Raw genomic sequence first — 16,783 nt, forward strand, 5'->3', positions numbered from 1 at the left:
CAGGCATGAGAGGCGGGTTCACGACAGATGGAAATGACCTTCTCGGGAGGGGCTCCGCCGGCAGTCGATCTGCTGACGGAGACCGAGCTTCTGTATCGGGAAATTGCCGGGGAACTGGCGCTGGCGATGCGAGGGGTTCGCCAGGGGGATCTGAAGGAGGCGAAGGTCGCCGCGCAGGCGGTGAAGGACCTTCGGGCCGCCTTCCAGATGGTGATGGATGAAAGGACACGCGTTGAAAAACTCCGCAAGCAGGTTGCCGGGGTCGTCGGAACCGGCGAGCTCGACTTCGACGCCGCCCGCGCTGAGATCGGGCGCCGCCTGGCTCGCCTCCGCGACGCCGGAACAGGTGGATGAGTTCCTGTCGGGGCTGGGCGATGGCGCGTTGCTGGCGCTGCCCTGGATCTTCGAGTTCTGGGCGCTGCCGCATCAGCTGCCGCCGGCGGGGGCCTGGAAGAGCTGGGTGATCATGGGCGGGCGCGGCGCGGGCAAGACACGGGCGGGGGCCGAATGGGTGCGCGCGCAGGTGGAGGGGGCGCGGCCCGCGGACCCCGGCCGCGCCGCCCGGGTGGCGCTGGTGGGCGAGACCTTCGATCAGGTGCGCGACGTGATGATCTTCGGCGAGAGCGGCATCCTGGCCTGTTCGCCGCCCGACCGGCGGCCCGAGTGGGAGGCGGGGCGGCGTCGGCTGGTCTGGCCGAACGGCGCGACCGCGCAGGCGTTTTCGGCGCATGAGCCCGAGGCGCTGCGCGGGCCGCAGTTCGATGCCGCCTGGGCCGACGAGCTGGCGAAATGGAAGATGGCCGAGGAGACCTGGGACATGCTGCAATTCGCGCTGCGGCTTGGCGATCATCCGCAGCAGGTCATCACCACCACGCCGCGCAACGTGGGCGTGCTGAAGGCGATCCTGCACAACCCCTCGACCGTCGTCACCCATGCCCCGACCGAGGCGAACCGGGCCTATCTGGCGGCCTCCTTCCTCGAGGAGGTGCGAGGGCGCTATGCCGGCACGCGACTTGGCCGGCAGGAACTCGACGGCGTGCTGCTTGACGATGTCGAGGGCGCGCTGTGGAGTACCGCCGCGCTCGAGGCGGCGCGGGTCGCGACGGCGCCGGCGCTCGACCGCATCGTCGTCGCCGTCGATCCGGCGGTGACGGCGGGGGCGGGCGCGGACGAATGCGGAATCATCGTCGCGGGCGTCGTCAGCACGGGACCGGCGCAGGACTGGCGCGCCTATGTGCTCGAGGATTGCACGGCGCGCGGCCGACCGACCGACTGGGCGCGCGCCGCGATCGCGGCGATGGAGAAATGGGGCGCCGAGCGGCTGGTGGCCGAGGTGAACCAGGGCGGCGATCTGGTCGAGAGCGTGCTTCGGCAGATCGACCCGCTGGTGCCGTTCAAGGCGCTGCGCGCCGCGCGCGGCAAGGCGGCGCGGGCCGAGCCGGTCGCGGCGCTTTACGAACAGGGCCGGGTCAAGCACCTGCGCACCGGCCGGCTGGGCGTGCTCGAGGATCAGCTGTGCCGGATGACGGTGCAGGGCTATCAGGGCCGCGGTTCGCCCGACCGGGCGGATGCGCTGGTCTGGGCGCTGACCGAGCTCATCATCGAGCCCTCGCGGCAGTGGCGACGGCCGCAGGTTCGGGGACTCTGACCCCTCTTTCTCCTTGCGGAAAATACCTCACGGGGGTGCGGGGGTGTGAAACCCCCGCCGCCGCCATCGACAGAAGCCGCACAGCAACCGTTCAGGGGCCGGGGTCATTCCCGGCCCCTTTTCCGACCGTGCCCGGGGCCCGGGCCCATACGAAGACGAGGAGAACCGGATGGGGATCAACTTCTTTCGCCGACAGGGGCCGGAGGTGGCGCCCGAGCGCAAGGCCTCGGTCACCGGGCGGATCGCGGCAATGGCGACGGGGGCCGGCCGGCCGGTCTGGGGGCCGCGCGACACGAGCTCGCTCACCCGGCTCGGCTTCCTGGGCAACCCGGTGGGGTTTCGCTCGGTGCGGCTGATCGCCGAGGCGGCGGCGGCGGTGCCGCTGATCTGCCAGGACGCCGAGCGGCGCTATGAGGTGCATCCGGTGCTTGACCTGCTGCGGCGCCCGAATGCGGGCCAGGGGCGGGCGGAGTTCTTCGAGGCGCTGTTCGGTCAGCTGCTGCTGAGCGGCAACGGCTATCTCGAGGCGGTGGTGCCGGACCCGGGCCTGCCGCGCGAGCTGCACGTGCTGCGCGCCGACCGGATGTCGGTGGTGCCCGGGGCGGATGGCTGGCCGGTGGCCTATGACTATGCCGTGGGCGGGCGCCGGCATCGGTTCGACATGACCGGCCATCCCGATCCGATCTGCCACATCCGCAGCTTTCACCCGCAGGACGACCATTACGGGCTGAGCCCGCTGCAGGCGGCGGCAGTGGCGATCGAGGTGCACAACGCCGCCTCCGGCTGGTCGAAGGCGCTGCTCGATAATGCCGCGCGGCCCTCGGGCGCGATCGTCTATCGCGGCGCGGACGGTCAGGGGATGCTCGCCCCCGAGCAATACGACCGGCTGGTCTTCGAGATGGAGACGCATCACCAGGGCGCGCGCAACGCCGGGCGGCCGATGCTGCTCGAGGGCGGGCTCGACTGGAAGCCGATGGGGTTTTCGCCCTCGGACATGGAATTCCACGAGACGAAGGCCGCGGCGGCGCGCGAGATCGCGGTGGCTTTCGGGGTGCCGCCGATGCTGCTGGGCATCCCCGGCGACGCGACCTATGCGAATTACGCCGAGGCGAACCGGGCCTTTTACCGGCTGACCGTGCTGCCGCTGGCGACGCGGGTCGCGGCGGCGGTGGCGTGGTGGCTGTCGGGGTTTCTGGGCAGCACGATCGAGCTGCGCCCCGATCTTGACCAGGTGCCGGCGCTCGCGGCCGAGCGCGATGCGCAGTGGAAACGGATCGGCGAGGCGAGCTTCCTCACCGATGCCGAGAAGCGCGCCGCGCTTGGCCTGCCGCCGCTGGCGGAGGGCTGAGATGGCGACGGGCGGGTCGCGTTTCCTGAAGGAGCCGTTCGAGGTCCATGAGCAGCGCTTCGAGGCGACCGAGCGGATCATGGAGCTGCAGTTCGCCCAGGTCGATCGGCGGCTCGAGAAGATCGAGGCGATGATCCTCGGGCTCGAGAAACGGCTGTGGATGACCGTCTATGGCGTCGTCGCGGTGATCCTGACGCAGGCGGTGCAGGGCCTTTTGCAATACGCACCGAGATGAGGATATCAACATGAAATCAACGGATTGCGAGCTTGAGCTGAAGTTTTGTGCGAGCGGGCAGGCGGTGACCGTGCGGGATGGCACCGCGATCGAGGGCTATGCGAGCCTCTTCGGTCTGCCCGATCAGGGCGGCGACGTGGTGGCGCCCGGTGCCTATGCCCGCTCGCTTGCCGCGCTGAAGGCGCGGGGCGGCACGGTGAAGATGCTCTGGCAGCACGACCCGGGCCAGCCGATCGGCGTGTGGGAGGAGATCTTCGAGGATGCGCGCGGGCTTTACGTCAAGGGGCGGCTGCTGCCCGACGTCGCGAAGGCGCGCGAGGCGGCGGCGCTGATCGGTGCGGGGGCGATCGACGGGCTGTCGATCGGCTATCGCACGGTGCGCGCGGCGAAGGACGCGAAGGGCCAGCGGCTGCTGGCCGATCTGGAGCTGTGGGAGGTGTCGCTTGTCACCTTCCCGATGCTTCGTGAGGCGCGGGTGGCGGCGAAGGGCGACAGCCCCGAGGCCGCGATCTGGCGCGACCTGGCCGAGGCGCTGGATGGCGCTGCGGCCGAGCTGGCCCGGCGCTGAGCCGGCGCCATCGCAAGAGAGGTGCAAGGATGACGACCGAGTTCAAGGCCCGGTCCGGGGCGGAGCCGTCCGCGGGGCCGGGTCCGGCGGACGGGGTGAAAATCGCGCTGGCCGGTTTCCTGAAAGAGATCAAGGGCTTTCAGGCGGAAGTGGAGACGAGGATGCAACAACAGGAAGAGCGTTTGACCATGCTGCAGAGCAAGACCTTCGCCGGGCGTCCCGCCCTTGCCGCCGCGGCCTTCGAGGAGGCGCCGCACCAGAAGGCCTTTGCGGCCTATCTGCGCTCGGGCGATGACGATGGGCTGCGCGCGCTGAGCCTCGAGGGCAAGGCGCTGAACACCGCGGTGGCCGCCGAGGGCGGCTATCTCGTCGATCCGCAGACCTCGGAGACGATCCGCGGCGTGCTGCGCGCGACGGCCTCGATCCGCCAGGTGGCGACGGTGGTGAATGTCGAGGCGACCTCCTACGACGTGCTGGTCGACCGCAGCGAGCTGGGCTCGGGCTGGGCCACCGAGACCGCGACGCTGAGCGAGACCGCGACGCCGCAGATCGACCGGATCTCGATCCCGCTGCACGAGCTTGCCGCGATGCCGAAGGCGAGCCAGCGGCTGCTGGACGATGCTGCCTTCGACATCGAGACCTGGCTGGCCAACCGCATCGCCGACCGCTTCGCCCGTGCCGAAGCGGCGGCCTTCGTCTCGGGCAATGGTGTCGACAAGCCGACCGGCTTCCTGACCCATTCCAAGGTGGCGAACGACGCCTGGGCCTGGGGGGCGCTTGGCTATGTTGCTACCGGAGCGGATGGCGATTTCGCGGCGGTGAACGCGGTCGATGCGATCGTCGATCTGGTCTATGCGCTCGAGGCCGAATACCGGGCGAATGCGAGCTTCGTGATGAATTCGAAGACCGCCGGCGCGGTGCGCAAGATGAAGGACGCCGACGGGCGTTTCCTGTGGACCGACGGGCTGGCGGCGGGGGAACCCGCGCGGCTGATGGGCTATCCGGTGCTGGTGTCCGAGGACATGCCCGACATCGCCGCGGGCGCCTATGCGCTGGCGTTCGGCGATTTCGCCAGCGGCTACACCATCGCCGAACGGCCCGACCTGCGGGTGCTGCGCGATCCGTTCTCGGCCAAGCCGCATGTCCTTTTCTATGCGTCGAAGCGGGTCGGTGGCGATGTGAGCGACTTCGCCGCGATCAAGCTGCTGAAATTCGCCGTCTCGTGAGGGCGGTGAGGATGGCGGAGGCGGTGCCCTCTGCCTGAGCCGGGGCGACCCGGCCGGGCGCGGGCCGACCGTCGTCGCCTAGCTGCTCCCTCCGTCCGAGCGGCGGCGGGAGGTCTGCGCCCGAACGCCCTCCGCGCCGCGCGTGCGGAGGGCGCCCAGCGACTTTCGGAGAGATGCGATGATGCTGAAGGAACTGACGGCGGTGGCGCAGGCGGCGCTGCCGGTGGCGCAATTTCGCGACCACCTGCGGCTTGGTACCGGCTTTGCCGACACGGGTGCCGAGGATGCGGCGCTGGTGGCCTATCTGCGGGCGGCGATCGCGGCGATCGAGGGGCGCACGGCGAAGGTGCTGCTGGCGCGTGAGTTCCGGCTGGTGCTGCCGGGTTGGCGCGATGCCGAGAGCGTGCCCCTGCCGGTGGCGCCGGTGAGCGCGGTGGCCGGGGTGCGGCTGATCGACCGGGAGGGGGCCGAGACGGCGCTGTCTGCCACGCGTTGGCGGTTGGTCGAGGATCTGGCGCGGCCGCGGCTCGAGGCTGTGGGCGGGGCGCTGCCCGAGGTGCCGGTGGCGGGCAAGGCCGAGATCGACTTCACCGCCGGCTTCGGTACCTGGGCCGAGCTTCCGGTCGATCTGGCGCAGGCGGTGTTCCTGCTGGCGGCGCAGTATTTCGAGCTGCGTCATGACGGGGCGGGCGCGGCAAGCGCGATGCCCTTCGGGGTGATGGCGCTGATCGAGCGCTGGCGCACGGTGCGGGTGCTGGGAGGCCGGGGATGAGCGCGCCGCGACTGACCCGGCCGCTGGTGCTGGAGGTGCCCTCGCGCGTCGAGGATGGTGCGGGCGGCTTCACCGCGGGTTGGAGCGCGCGCGGCACGCTTTGGGCCGAGATGCGCGCGGGCACCGGGCAGGCGCGGGCGGGCGAGGCGCTGGCGCTTGGGGCAACGCCCTGGACGATCGTGGTGCGTGCCGCGCCCATGGGGTCGCCGCGCCGGCCCGAGGCCGGCCAGCGCTTTCGCGATGGCGCGCGGATCTTCGCGATCGTGACGGTCGCCGAGGCGGACCCGGGGCGCGCTATCTGACCTGTTTTGCCCGCGAGGAGGTGGTGCGATGAGCTATGGCGTGGCGGCCGCGCTGCAAGGCGCGGTCTATCAGGCGCTGTGCGATGACGCGGCGCTGGCGGCGCTTGTCGGCAGCGCGATCCATGACGCGGCGCCGGGTGGCACGCCCACGGGAACCTGGGTGAGCCTTGGCCCCGAGGTGGCGCGCGATGCCTCGGACAAGACGGGCGGCGGTGCGGTGCATGATTTCACCGTGTCGGTCATCAGCGATGCGGCGGGCTTTGCCGCGGCGAAGGCGGCGGCGGCGGCGGTCTCGGATGCGCTGGTCGACGCGCCGCTTGTGCTCGCGCGCGGGCGTCTGGTCGAGCTGTGGTTCCTGCGGGCGCGGGCGGCGCGGGCGGCGCAGGGCAGCGTGCGGCGCATCGACCTGACCTTTCGCGCCCGGGTGGAGACCTGAGCGGGCCGCGAGACCCGCGGCAATTTCAGCAATCGGAGAGTGAAAATGGCGGCACAGAACGGCAAGGACCTTCTGATCAAGCTCGACCTGACCGGGGCGGGCGCGTTCGAGACCATCGCGGGGCTGCGCGCGACGCGGATCAGCTTCAACGCCGAGACGGTCGATGTGACCTCGCTGGAAAGTCAGGGCGGCTGGCGCGAGCTTCTGGGCGGCGCGGGCGTGCGCTCGGCCGCGATCAGCGGTTCGGGCGTGTTTCGCGATGCGGCGACGGACGAGCGCGCGCGGCAGATCTTCTTCGACGGCGAGGCGCCGGATTTCCAGGTCATCATCCCGGATTTCGGCATCGTCCAGGGGCCCTTCATGATCGCCTCGATCGACTATGCGGGCAGTCACAATGGCGAGGCGACCTATGAGCTGAGCCTCGCCTCGGCCGGGGCGCTGAGCTTTACGGCACTGTGATGGCGAACCCCTGGGCGGGAGAGGTCGAGGTCGTGCTCGACGGCGAGCGACGGGGGGCGAAGCTGACGCTTGGGGCGCTGGCCGAGCTTGAGGCGGAGCTTGGCGGCGGCACGATGCTCGACCTTGTGCGGCGCTTCGAGAGCGGGGCGTTTTCCACCCGCGACGTGCTGGCGCTTGTGGTTGCGGGGCTGCGCGGCGGCGGTTGGGACGGACGGGCCGAGGACCTGCGCACGGTCGAGATCGGCGGCGGGCCGGTGGCGGCGGCGCGGATCGCGGCCGAGCTGCTCGCCCGGGCCTTCACCGTGCCGGGGGCGTCGTGAGCGGGGGCGGGCTCGACTGGCCCGGGCTGATGCGGGCGGGGCTGCGCGGGCTTGGCCTGCGCCCGCATGAATTCTGGGCGCTGACCCCGGCCGAGCTTGCGCTGATGCTGGGCGAGGGTGCGGCGCGGGCGCCGCTGACGCGGGCGGGGCTGGCGGCACTTTCCGCGCGCTGGCCGGATGCGCCGGCAGGACCGAAACATCAGGAGGATGCAGATGGACGGGTTTGATGCGCTGAGCGCGCAGGCGGCCGAGCTTGAGCGCAATCTGGGCGGAGCCGAGGCGGTGGCGGCGAGCTTTGGTGGCGAGCTTTTGCGGATGCGCGAAAGCATGGTCTACACCGGGCGCGAGGTCTCGACCCTCTCGAGCAGCATCGGGCGCGGGCTGCGGCGTGCCTTCGACGGGCTGATCTTCGACGGGATGAAGCTGTCGGAGGCGCTGAGCGAGGTGGCGCAGACGATCTCGGCCAGCGCCTATTCGATCGCGATGCGGCCGGTGCAGAACGCGCTTGGCTCGGCGATTGCCGAGGGGGTGAACGGGCTGCTGAGCGGGATGTTGCCCTTCGCGAATGGCGCGGCCTTCAGCCAGGGCCGGGTGATGCCCTTTGCCAAGGGCGGCGTGGTGAGCAGCCCGGTCTCCTTCCCGATGCGCGGCGGGGCCGGGCTGATGGGCGAGGCCGGGCCCGAGGCGATCTTGCCGCTCGCGCGCGGTGCGGACGGGCGGCTTGGCGTGCAGGCGGGTGGCGGCGGGCGCACGGTCACCGTGGTAATGAACGTGACCACGCCCGATGTCGCGGGCTTTGCCCGCAGCCAGAGCCAGATCGCGGCGCAGATCAACCGCGCCTTGGCGCGCGGCAGCCGCAACAGCTGAGGAGGGGAGGATGGCCTTTCACGAGATCCGTTTCCCCGCGAACCTGAGCTTCGGCTCGGTCGGCGGGCCCGAGCGGCGCACCGAGATCGTCACGATGGCGAACGGCTTCGAGGAGCGCAACACCCCCTGGGCGCATTCGCGCCGGCGCTATGACGCGGGGGTGGGGCTGCGCAGCCTTGATGACGTCGAGCGGCTGATTGCCTTTTTCGAGGCGCGGGCCGGGCAGTTGCACGGCTTTCGCTGGAAGGACTGGGCCGATTACAAGAGTTGTCCGGCCTCGCGCGCGCCGCGCTTCGAGGATCAGCTGATCGGCACCGGCGACGGGGTGACCACGGCCTTCGGGCTGACGAAGACCTACAGCTCGGGCGGCGTCGATTACGTGCGCCCGATCACCAAGCCGGTGGCGGGGACGGTCGTCGTCGGGGTGCAGGGCGACAGCCTGGCCGAGGCGGTGCATTTCGGGATCGACACCGCGACCGGCATCGTCACCTTCTTCGACCCGCCGGCCGAGGGGGTGCGGGTGACGGCGGGGTTCGAATTCGACGTGCCGGTGCGCTTCGACACCGACACGATCCAGGTGTCGGTGCAGTCGTTCCGGGCAGGCGACCTGCCGCAGGTGCCGGTGGTGGAGGTGCGGATCTGATGGCCTATTCCGAGGAGTTGAAGGCGCATCTGGCCGGCGGCGCGACGACGATGGCGCGGGCCTGGGCGATCGTGCGCCGGGACGGGCGGGTGCTGGGCTTCACCGATCACGACCGGCCGCTGATCTTCGAGGGGATCCGCTTCGAGCCCGGCAGCGGCATGACGGCGAAGGCCTTGGTGCAGGGCACCGGGCTTTCTGTCGACAACAGCGAGGGGGCGGGCGCGCTGAGCTCGGAGGCGATCACGGAGGGCGATCTGCTGGCCGGGCGCTATGACGGGGCCGAGGTGCGGGCCTGGATCGTCGACTGGGCGGATGTGGCGATCCGGGCCGAGACCTTTCGCGGCACGATCGGCGAGGTGACGCGCGGAGCGGGGGCCTTCCGTGCCGAGCTGCGCGGGCTGACCGAGGCGCTGTCGGCCGAGCGCGGGCGGATCTATCATCCGCGCTGTTCGGCGGTGCTGGGGGATGCGTCCTGCCGCTTCGATCTGGAGAGGAACGGCTACGGGCTCGAGATCGCCGCCGAGGAGGTCGAGGACGGGCTGGTGTTCCGCTTTGCCGCGGTCGCGGGATTCGAGGACCGCTGGTTCGAGAAGGGGCGCTTTCGCGTGCTGAGCGGGGCGGCGGCGGGGCTTCTTGGCGCGATCAAGAACGACCGGGTTCAGGGCAGCGGTGCGCGGGTGGTCGAGCTGTGGCAGGGGCTGGGCGCCGAGGTTGCGGCGGGGGATCTTGTGCGGCTCGATGCGGGCTGCGACCGTCGTGCCGACACCTGTCGGCTGAAATTCGACAATTTCAGGAACTTCAGGGGTTTCCCGCATCTTCCCGGGGAGGACTGGCTAGTCTCCTATCCGGTCGAGGGCGGCAGCAACGACGGCGGGAGCCTGTTCCGATGAGCGTGGGAGAGCAGGCGGTGGCGATCGCGCGGCGCTGGATCGGCACGCCCTATCTGCATCAGGCCTCGGTCGAGGGGGCGGGCAGCGACTGCCTTGGTCTTCTGCGCGGGATCTGGCGCGAAATCCATGGGCAGGAGCCGGAACCCGTGCCGGCCTACACGCCCGACTGGTCGGAGCCCGCGCGCGAAGAACGGCTCTGGGCGGCGGCGCGGCGGCATCTGGTCGTGGCCTCTGAGGAGGCGGGCAGCCTGCCCGAGTGGCCCGGTGAGGTGATCCTGTTCCGGCTGCGTGCGGGCGGCGTCGCCAAGCACCTGGGCATTGCGGCCGAGGTCGGGGCGGGGGCGAGTTTCGTGCATGCCTACAGCGGCCACGGGGTGATCGAGAGCCCGCTCTCGCGCCCCTGGGCGCGGCGGATCGTGGCGCGGTTTCAATTCTGTGAGGGAGGCATCTGATGGCGACGCTGTTGCTTTCCGCCGCGGGCGGGTTGGTCGGGGCGGGGTTCGGGGGGACGGTTCTCGGCCTTTCGGGCGCGGTGATCGGGCGGGCGATCGGGGCGACGCTGGGGCGGGTGATCGACCAGCGGTTGCTGGGGGCGGGCTCGCAGCGGGTGGAGACCGGGCGGGTCGATCGGCTGCGGCTGTCGAGCGCGAGCGAGGGCGAACCGGTCGGACGTGTCTGGGGGCGGATGCGCGTTGCGGGTCAGGTGATCTGGGCGACTCGTTTCTTCGAGACGAAGAAGACCAAGAAGCGTGGCAAGGGGGCGCCGAAGGTCACCACCACCAGTTTCAGCTATTCGGTGAGCCTTGCGATCGCGCTGTGCGAGGGCGAGATCCTGCGGGTGGGGCGGGTCTGGGCGGACGGGATCGAGATCGAGCCGGGCAGCCTGACCATGCGCGTCTATATGGGCTCCGAGGACCAGCTGCCCGATCCGAAGATCGAGGCGGTGGAGGGGGCGGGGGCGGCGCCGGCCTATCGTGGCATCGCCTATGTCGTTTTCGAGGATCTGGAGCTGTCGGCCTATGGCAATCGGGTGCCGCAGTTCTCCTTCGAGGTGGTGCGCGCGGCGCAGGGGGCACTGATCGATGCGGTGCCTGACCTCGTGCGGGGCTTGCGCGCGGTGGCGATGATCCCGGGCACCGGCGAATACGCGCTGGCGACAACGCCGGTCTATCAGAAATCGGGCACCGGTGCCGGGGCGGTGACCGAGGTGGTGAACCAGAACGCGCCGGGCGGGGGCACCGATTTCACGCAGTCGCTGACCGCGCTCGAGGAGGAATTGCCGGGCTGCGAGGCGGTGTCGCTGGTCGTGTCCTGGTTCGGCAGCGACCTGCGCTGCGGCGAATGTGCGGTGCGCCCGAAGGTCGCCGATACCACGGTCGAGGGGGTGGGCATGCGCTGGCGGGTCTCGGGGACGTCGCGCGCCGATGTCGAGGAGGTGCCGCGCGCCGATGGCGCGTCGATCTATGGCGGTACGCCGGCCGATGCCGCGGTGATCGAGGCAATTGCGGCGCTGCGGGCGGCGGGCAAGGCCGTGACCTTCTATCCCTTCATCCTGATGGACCAGACCGGGGACAACACGCTGCCCGATCCCTGGTCCGGAGCCGAGAGCCAGCCGGTCTTGCCCTGGCGCGGGCGGATCACCCTGTCGGTCGCGCCGGGGCGGGCGGGCAGCCCCGACCGCAGCCTTGCCGCCGAGGCCGAGGTGACGGCCTTCTTCGGGGCGGCGCAGCCCGGTGACTTCACCCCGGGCGAGGGCACGGTTGCCTACTCGGGGCCGGCGGAATGGTCGATGCGCCGCTTCCTCCTGCATTATGCGCATCTGTGCGCGATGGCCGGCGGGGTCGAGGCCTTTTGCATCGGCACCGAGATGGTGGCGCTGAACCAGATCCGCGGTGGGGATGACAGTTTCCCGGCGGTCGCGGCGTTTCGCACGCTTGCCGCCGAGGTGCGCGCCATTCTGGGCCCCGGTTGCAAGATCAGCTATGCCGCCGACTGGTCGGAATATGCGGGCTATGCGCCGGGCAATGGCGACCGCTATTTCCACCTTGATCCGCTCTGGGCCGACGAGAATGTCGATTTCATCGGCATCGACAACTACATGCCGCTTTCGGACTGGCGCGATGGCGAGGAGCATCTTGATGCGCATTGGGGCGCGATCCATGCGCTTGACTACCTGAAGGCCAATGTCGCGGGCGGCGAGGGCTATGACTGGTATTATGCGGCCGAGGAACACCGCGCGGCGCAGATCCGCACGCCGATCACCGATGGCGCCGCGGGCGAGCCCTGGATCTGGCGGGTGAAGGATATTCGCGGCTGGTGGGAGAATGCCCATCATGAGCGGGTGGGGGGCGTACGCAGCGCCACGGCGACGGCCTGGGTTCCGGGCTCGAAACCGATGTGGTTCACCGAGATGGGCTGCGCCGCGATCGACAAGGGCACGAACCAGCCCAACAAGTTCCTCGATCCGAAAAGCTCGGAATCGCGCTTGCCCTATTACTCGGACGGGCGGCGCGACGAGCTGATCCAGATGCAATACCTGCGCGCCATGGTCAGCTATTGGGGCGAGGCGGCGAACAACCCAGTTTCCGATCTGTATGGCGCGCCGATGGTCAACATGCTCCGCGCTCATGTCTGGGCCTGGGACAGCCGGCCTTATCCGGCTTTTCCGGGGCGCGCCGATCTTTGGGCCGATGCCGACAACTATGCGCGCGGGCACTGGATTTCCGGCCGCGCGGTGTCGCAGCCGCTGGCAAATGTGGTGGCCGAGATCTGCGAGGGCGCCGGGGTGACGGCGATCGATGTCGGCGGGCTTTACGGGCTGGTGCGCGGTTTCGCGCCGGAGGGCGGCGAGAGCGGGCGGGCGATGCTGCAGTCGCTGATGCTGGCCTATGGCTTCGAGGCGCTCGAGCGCGAGGGGCGGCTTGTGTTCCGGATGCGCGACGGGCGGGTGGCGGCCGAGCTTGACCACGATGCGTTGGCCCTCGGCGAGGAGAGCGACGCAGTGATCGAGACGAGCCGTGCGCCCGAGGCCGAGATGGCGGGGCGGGTGCGGCTGACCTATGTCGAGGCCGATGGCGATTTCGAGGTTGCGGTGGCCGAGGCGCTGTTTCCCGACGAGGCGGATGGCGCGGTGTCGGGATCGGAGCTGTCGCTCGCGCTGACCCGGGCACAGGCGCAGGGGCTTGCCGAGCGTTGGCTGGCCGAAGCGCGGGTGGCACGCGACGGGGCGCGGTTTTCGCTTCCGCCCTCGCTCGGGCACCTTGGCGCGGGGGATGTGGTGGCGCTCGAGACGGCCGAGGGGGTGCGGCGCTATCGTTTTGACCGGCTGGAGCAGGCGGGGGCGATCGCGGTCGAGGCGGTGCGGGTCGAGCCGGCGATCTACCGGCCTTCGGACGAGGTCGAGGAGCGGGTGGTGCCCCGCCCCTTCGCCGCGCCGGTGCCGGTGACGCCGGTCTTTCTCGACCTGCCGCTGATGACGGGAACGGAAGATCCCGTCGCCCCGCATCTGGCGGTGACCGCGACGCCCTGGCCGGGCACCGTCGCCGTCTATTCCTCGATCGAGGACGAGGGCTATGCGCTCAACACCACGCTTGCCGCGCGGGCAGTGATCGGCGAGACGCTGAGCACGCTGCCGGCGGCGGGGCCGGGGCTGTGGGACCGGGGGGCGCCCTTGCGGGTGCGGATGGTCGGTGGCGATCTCGAAACGGTCAGCATGGCGCGGCTGCTCTCGGGGGCGAACCTGCTGGCGATCGGGGATGGCAGTGCCGAGGGCTGGGAGCTTTTGCAATTCGCCACGGCGGTGCCGGTGCTGCCGAATGTCTGGGACCTGTCGCTGCGGTTGCGCGGGCAGCTTGGCACCGATGCGCTGATCCCCGAGGTCTGGCCCGCCGGCAGCACAGTGGTGCTGCTGGACGAGGCGCCCGAGCAGATTGCGCTGGCGGCCTCGGCCCGGGGGCTGGCGCGGCACTACCGGATCGGATCGGCGCGGCGCGGCTATGACGACCCGTCCTATGTGCACGAGGTGCTGGCCTTTCGCGGCGCGGGGCTGCGCCCGCTCAGCCCGTGCCATCTGCGCGCGGGGCGCGGGGGGGCGGGCTGGGATCTGAGCTGGGTGCGCCGCACCCGGATCGACGGCGATAGCTGGGACGGCTATGAGGTGCCGCTGGGCGAGGCCTCGGAACTGTATCTGGTGCGGGTGATCGAGGGCACGACCGTGCGCCGGGAGGCCACGGTGAACACGCCGGCCTGGAGCTACAGCCGCGCGCAGGCGGCGGCGGACGGGATCACGGGGCCCTTTGCCATCGAGGTGATGCAGATCTCGGAGGTGTTCGGCCCGGGGCTTTCGGCGCGGATCGCGCTTGCGCCCTGACGCTGCGGGCTTTTCTCCGGGCCGGCCTTCCCCTATGTGTGGTCGGGCCTATGTGATAGGCTTTCCCGAAAGCGAAGGAGCTTGGTCATGGCGGAAATGCGCGCGAAGGTGACGGCGGTCGATCCGGTCTGGACCCGGATCTGCGACGAGGCGCGCGATGCCGTGCGCGACGAGCCGCTTCTTGGGGCGCTGATCCATGCGGGGCTTCTGCATCACCCGACGATGGAACGCGCGCTTGCCTACCGCTTTTCGCTGAAGCTGGCCTCGGGCGAGATGAGCGAGCAGATCCTGCGCGAGATCGCCGATGAGGCCTATGGCGCGGACCCGGGGCTGGGCGGTGCGGCGCGCGCCGATCTGGTGGCGGTCTATGACCGCGACCCGGCCTGCCACCGCTTCCTGCAGCCGATCCTGTTCTTCAAGGGCTATCAGGCGCTGCAGGCCTATCGGATCTCGCATTGGCTGTGGCGGCAGGGCCGGCGCGACATGGCCTATTTCGTGCAGATGCGCACCTCCGAGATGTTCGGCGTCGACATCCACCCCGCCGCGCGGATCGGCAAGGGCGTGATGATCGACCACGCCCATTCCATCGTGATCGGCGAGACGGCGGTGGTGGGCGACAATGTCTCGATGCTCCATTCGGTGACGCTCGGCGGCACCGGCAAGGAGGAGGAGGACCGCCACCCGAAGATCGGCAACGGCGTGCTGATCGGCGCAGGCGCGAAGGTGCTGGGCAATATCCGCATCGGCGACAACAGCCGCATCGCTGCGGGCTCGGTAGTGCTGAACGACGTGCCCTGCTGCAAGACCGTCGCCGGCGTGCCGGCGAAGATCGTCGGCGAGGCCGGTTGCGACCAGCCCGCGGTGCGGATGGATCAGCAGCTGAAGAACTGCAACTGCGAGGGCTGAAGGCCCGCGGGTAAGGCCGGGCGACGCCCGGCCCCTCGGATCTCAGGCAGACAGCTGGTCATAGGCCTCGAGCGCCTTGACCCCGTACATCAGCGACGGCCCGCCGCCCATCAGCACGCTGACGTTCACAGTTTCCTCGATCTCGGCCCGGTTCGCGCCCGCCGCGATGCAGGCCTGCACATGCAGCCCGATGCAATAGCTGCATTGCCGGGCGATGCCGATGGCCAGCGCGATCAGCTCCTTTTCCTTGGTCGAGAGCGCCCCCGGCGCAAGCGAGGCGCCGTGCAGTGCACCGAAGCCCTGATACGAGGCTTCCTGGCACTTCGCGTAATCCCCCATCTCGGCCTTGATCGTCGCAAGTTCCGCCTTCCAGTCCATGATCTGTCCTTTCCGAAGGAGTGCATCCATGGACGACCCTAGCGGGGCGGATCGCGCCGCGCCTTGAGCCAGAACAAAAAAGCCCCCCGGAAACGGGGGGCTTTTCGTCGTTTCCGGACGCGGGCCTCAGGCCAGCATCGCGATCGGGTTCTCGAGGTTCTCGACGATCGCCGCCAGAAGCTGCGCGCCAAGCGCCCCGTCGATCACCCGGTGATCGACCGAGAGCGTCATCGACATCATCGTCGCCACCTCGATCTCGCCCGCGTCATTCACCACCGGCTTGCGAACGCCTGCACCGACGGCGAGGATCGCGCCATGCGGCGGGTTGATCACCGCGTCGAAATTCTCGATCCCGAACATGCCGAGGTTCGAGATCGCGAAGCTGCCGCCCTGGTATTCCTGTGGTGCGAGCTTGCGATCGCGGGCGCGTTTGGCCAGATCCTTCATCTGCTCCGACAGTTTCGACAGCGACTTCGCCTCAGCGTCGAACAGCACCGGGGTGAACAGCCCGCCCTCGATCGCCACGGCCACCGCGACATCCGAGGCCTTCATCTTCAGGACCCGGTCGCCCGCCCAGACGGCATTCGCATCCGGCACCGCCTGCAGCGCGAGCGCGCAGGCCTTGATGATGAAGTCGTTGACCGACAGCTTCACGCCCCGGCCTTCGAGCTTCTTGTTCAGCTCCGAGCGGAAGGCGAGCAGGTCGTCGATCCGCGCGGCGCGGCGCAGGTAGAAATGCGGGATCGTCTGCTTCGCCTCGGTCAGGCGCGCGGCGATGGTGCGGCGCATCCCGTCGAGCGTGACCTCCTCATAGGCGCGACCCTCGTAGAGCTTTGCCACCGCGCTGGCCGAGACGGCCGGCGCCGCCGGGGCGGGCGCTGCCGCGACAGCGGTCGGGGCAGGGGCCGCGGCCTTGGGCGCGGCGGTTGCGGCCTCGACATCGGCCTTGACGATCCGCCCGTGCGGGCCCGAGCCCGCGAGCGTGGCAAGATCAAGCCCCTTGTCGGCGGCGATGCGGCGGGCGAGCGGCGAGGCGAAGATCCGTTTGCCACCAGCCATCGGAGCCGCCGGAGCGGGAGCCGCCACCGGCGCAGGGGCTGCGGCCGGAGCCGCTGCCACCGGCGCGGCGGCCGGAGCAGCCTTCGCCGCGGGCAGCGCGTCGGCGCTTTCGCCCTCTTCCAGCAGCACGGCGATCGGGGTGTTCACCTTCACGCCGGCCGTGCCCTCGGCCACGAGGATCTGGCCGAGGATACCTTCATCCACGGCCTCGAATTCCATCGTCGCCTTGTCGGTCTCGATCTCGGCGAGGATGTCGCCCGACTTGACCGTGTCGCCTTCCTTCTTCAGCCATTTGGCCAGAGTGCCTTCCTCCATCGTCGGAGAAAGCGCGGGCATCAGGATTTCGGTTGCCATCTT

At 70.1% G+C, this 16,783-nt stretch carries 20 protein-coding genes; 18 read left to right on the forward strand and 2 right to left on the reverse strand.

Going from position 1 to position 16,783, the window contains the following annotated elements; all coding sequences use genetic code 11:
• Nucleotides 1–27 precede the first annotated feature (27 nt).
• The 18 genes from DYS74_RS18955 to cysE all read left to right on the forward strand — a co-directional run bounded on the left by DYS74_RS18955 (nucleotide 28) and on the right by cysE (nucleotide 14,989).
• The gene (locus DYS74_RS18955; RefSeq protein WP_245965283.1) at nucleotides 28–354 is read left to right on the forward strand and encodes a hypothetical protein; all 327 of its coding nucleotides are present in this window, start codon (nucleotides 28–30) and stop codon (nucleotides 352–354) included.
• Nucleotides 347–1,648 carry a DNA-packaging protein gene (locus DYS74_RS13165; protein ID WP_121534153.1) on the forward strand — a complete coding sequence of 434 codons (1,302 nt, stop codon included), beginning with the start codon at nucleotides 347–349 and terminating at the stop codon, nucleotides 1,646–1,648. The genes DYS74_RS18955 and DYS74_RS13165 overlap by 8 nt, the downstream gene beginning before the upstream one ends.
• Nucleotides 1,649–1,817: 169 nt before the next feature.
• A complete protein-coding gene (locus DYS74_RS13170) occupies nucleotides 1,818–2,996 on the forward strand; it encodes a phage portal protein (protein ID WP_121534154.1) in 1,179 nt (392 codons plus the stop codon).
• 1 nt (nucleotide 2,997) lies between these two features.
• The gene (locus tag DYS74_RS13175; RefSeq protein WP_121534155.1) at nucleotides 2,998–3,231 is read left to right on the forward strand and encodes a GTA head formation protein, RCAP_rcc01685 family; all 234 of its coding nucleotides are present in this window, start codon (nucleotides 2,998–3,000) and stop codon (nucleotides 3,229–3,231) included.
• A gap of 10 nt (nucleotides 3,232–3,241) precedes the next feature.
• Entirely contained in the window at nucleotides 3,242–3,799 is a 558-nt protein-coding gene (locus tag DYS74_RS13180) for an HK97 family phage prohead protease (protein WP_121534156.1), read from the forward strand.
• A 29-nt stretch (nucleotides 3,800–3,828) separates the two neighbouring features.
• Nucleotides 3,829–5,025 (forward strand): phage major capsid protein, encoded by a 1,197-nt coding sequence (locus DYS74_RS13185; protein WP_121534157.1) that lies wholly within the window; start codon nucleotides 3,829–3,831, stop codon nucleotides 5,023–5,025.
• Nucleotides 5,026–5,203: 178 nt separating this feature from the next.
• Entirely contained in the window at nucleotides 5,204–5,797 is a 594-nt protein-coding gene (locus DYS74_RS13190; RefSeq protein ID WP_121534158.1) for a head-tail connector protein, read from the forward strand.
• Nucleotides 5,794–6,099, forward strand: coding sequence for a head-tail adaptor protein (locus DYS74_RS13195; protein WP_342769167.1), 306 nt, complete (start codon nucleotides 5,794–5,796; stop codon nucleotides 6,097–6,099). The genes DYS74_RS13190 and DYS74_RS13195 overlap by 4 nt, the downstream gene beginning before the upstream one ends.
• A 28-nt stretch (nucleotides 6,100–6,127) precedes the next feature.
• Nucleotides 6,128–6,535, forward strand: coding sequence for a DUF3168 domain-containing protein (locus DYS74_RS13200; RefSeq protein ID WP_121534159.1), 408 nt, complete (start codon nucleotides 6,128–6,130; stop codon nucleotides 6,533–6,535).
• 45 nt (nucleotides 6,536–6,580) lie between these two features.
• A complete protein-coding gene (locus DYS74_RS13205; RefSeq protein WP_113898802.1) occupies nucleotides 6,581–6,994 on the forward strand; it encodes a phage major tail protein, TP901-1 family in 414 nt (137 codons plus the stop codon).
• Entirely contained in the window at nucleotides 6,994–7,314 is a 321-nt protein-coding gene (locus tag DYS74_RS13210; RefSeq protein WP_121534160.1) for a gene transfer agent family protein, read from the forward strand. Before DYS74_RS13205 ends, DYS74_RS13210 begins: the two co-directional genes overlap by 1 nt.
• The gene (locus DYS74_RS13215; RefSeq protein ID WP_281272463.1) at nucleotides 7,311–7,541 is read left to right on the forward strand and encodes a rcc01693 family protein; all 231 of its coding nucleotides are present in this window, start codon (nucleotides 7,311–7,313) and stop codon (nucleotides 7,539–7,541) included. The genes DYS74_RS13210 and DYS74_RS13215 overlap by 4 nt, the downstream gene beginning before the upstream one ends.
• Nucleotides 7,528–8,181 (forward strand): phage tail tape measure protein, encoded by a 654-nt coding sequence (locus DYS74_RS13220; RefSeq protein ID WP_121534161.1) that lies wholly within the window; start codon nucleotides 7,528–7,530, stop codon nucleotides 8,179–8,181. Before DYS74_RS13215 ends, DYS74_RS13220 begins: the two co-directional genes overlap by 14 nt.
• A 10-nt stretch (nucleotides 8,182–8,191) precedes the next feature.
• Complete coding sequence (locus DYS74_RS13225) at nucleotides 8,192–8,824, forward strand: DUF2460 domain-containing protein (protein ID WP_121534162.1); 633 nt, start codon at nucleotides 8,192–8,194, stop codon at nucleotides 8,822–8,824.
• On the forward strand, nucleotides 8,824–9,714 hold the full coding sequence (locus DYS74_RS13230; protein ID WP_121534163.1) for a DUF2163 domain-containing protein: 891 nt from the start codon (nucleotides 8,824–8,826) through the stop codon (nucleotides 9,712–9,714). The genes DYS74_RS13225 and DYS74_RS13230 overlap by 1 nt, the downstream gene beginning before the upstream one ends.
• On the forward strand, nucleotides 9,711–10,166 hold the full coding sequence (locus tag DYS74_RS13235; RefSeq protein ID WP_121534164.1) for a peptidase: 456 nt from the start codon (nucleotides 9,711–9,713) through the stop codon (nucleotides 10,164–10,166). The genes DYS74_RS13230 and DYS74_RS13235 overlap by 4 nt, the downstream gene beginning before the upstream one ends.
• Nucleotides 10,166–14,083: a baseplate multidomain protein megatron gene (locus DYS74_RS13240; RefSeq protein WP_121534165.1), complete on the forward strand. Its 3,918-nt coding sequence runs from the start codon at nucleotides 10,166–10,168 to the stop codon at nucleotides 14,081–14,083. The genes DYS74_RS13235 and DYS74_RS13240 overlap by 1 nt, the downstream gene beginning before the upstream one ends.
• Nucleotides 14,084–14,170: 87 nt before the next feature.
• The gene (cysE, locus tag DYS74_RS13245; protein WP_113898886.1) at nucleotides 14,171–14,989 is read left to right on the forward strand and encodes a serine O-acetyltransferase; all 819 of its coding nucleotides are present in this window, start codon (nucleotides 14,171–14,173) and stop codon (nucleotides 14,987–14,989) included.
• Nucleotides 14,990–15,031: 42 nt separating this feature from the next.
• Here cysE and DYS74_RS13250 read toward each other — a convergent pair whose 3' ends face one another.
• On the reverse strand, nucleotides 15,032–15,367 hold the full coding sequence (locus DYS74_RS13250) for a carboxymuconolactone decarboxylase family protein (protein ID WP_113898795.1): 336 nt from the start codon (nucleotides 15,365–15,367) through the stop codon (nucleotides 15,032–15,034).
• 126 nt (nucleotides 15,368–15,493) lie between these two features.
• On the reverse strand, nucleotides 15,494–16,780 hold the full coding sequence (locus DYS74_RS13255; protein WP_121534167.1) for a pyruvate dehydrogenase complex dihydrolipoamide acetyltransferase: 1,287 nt from the start codon (nucleotides 16,778–16,780) through the stop codon (nucleotides 15,494–15,496).
• Nucleotides 16,781–16,783 lie beyond the last annotated feature (3 nt).

The sequence above is a fragment of the Paenirhodobacter hankyongi genome, assembly GCF_003664585.1.
Taxonomy (GTDB): Bacteria; Pseudomonadota; Alphaproteobacteria; order Rhodobacterales; family Rhodobacteraceae; genus Rhodobacter; species Rhodobacter hankyongi.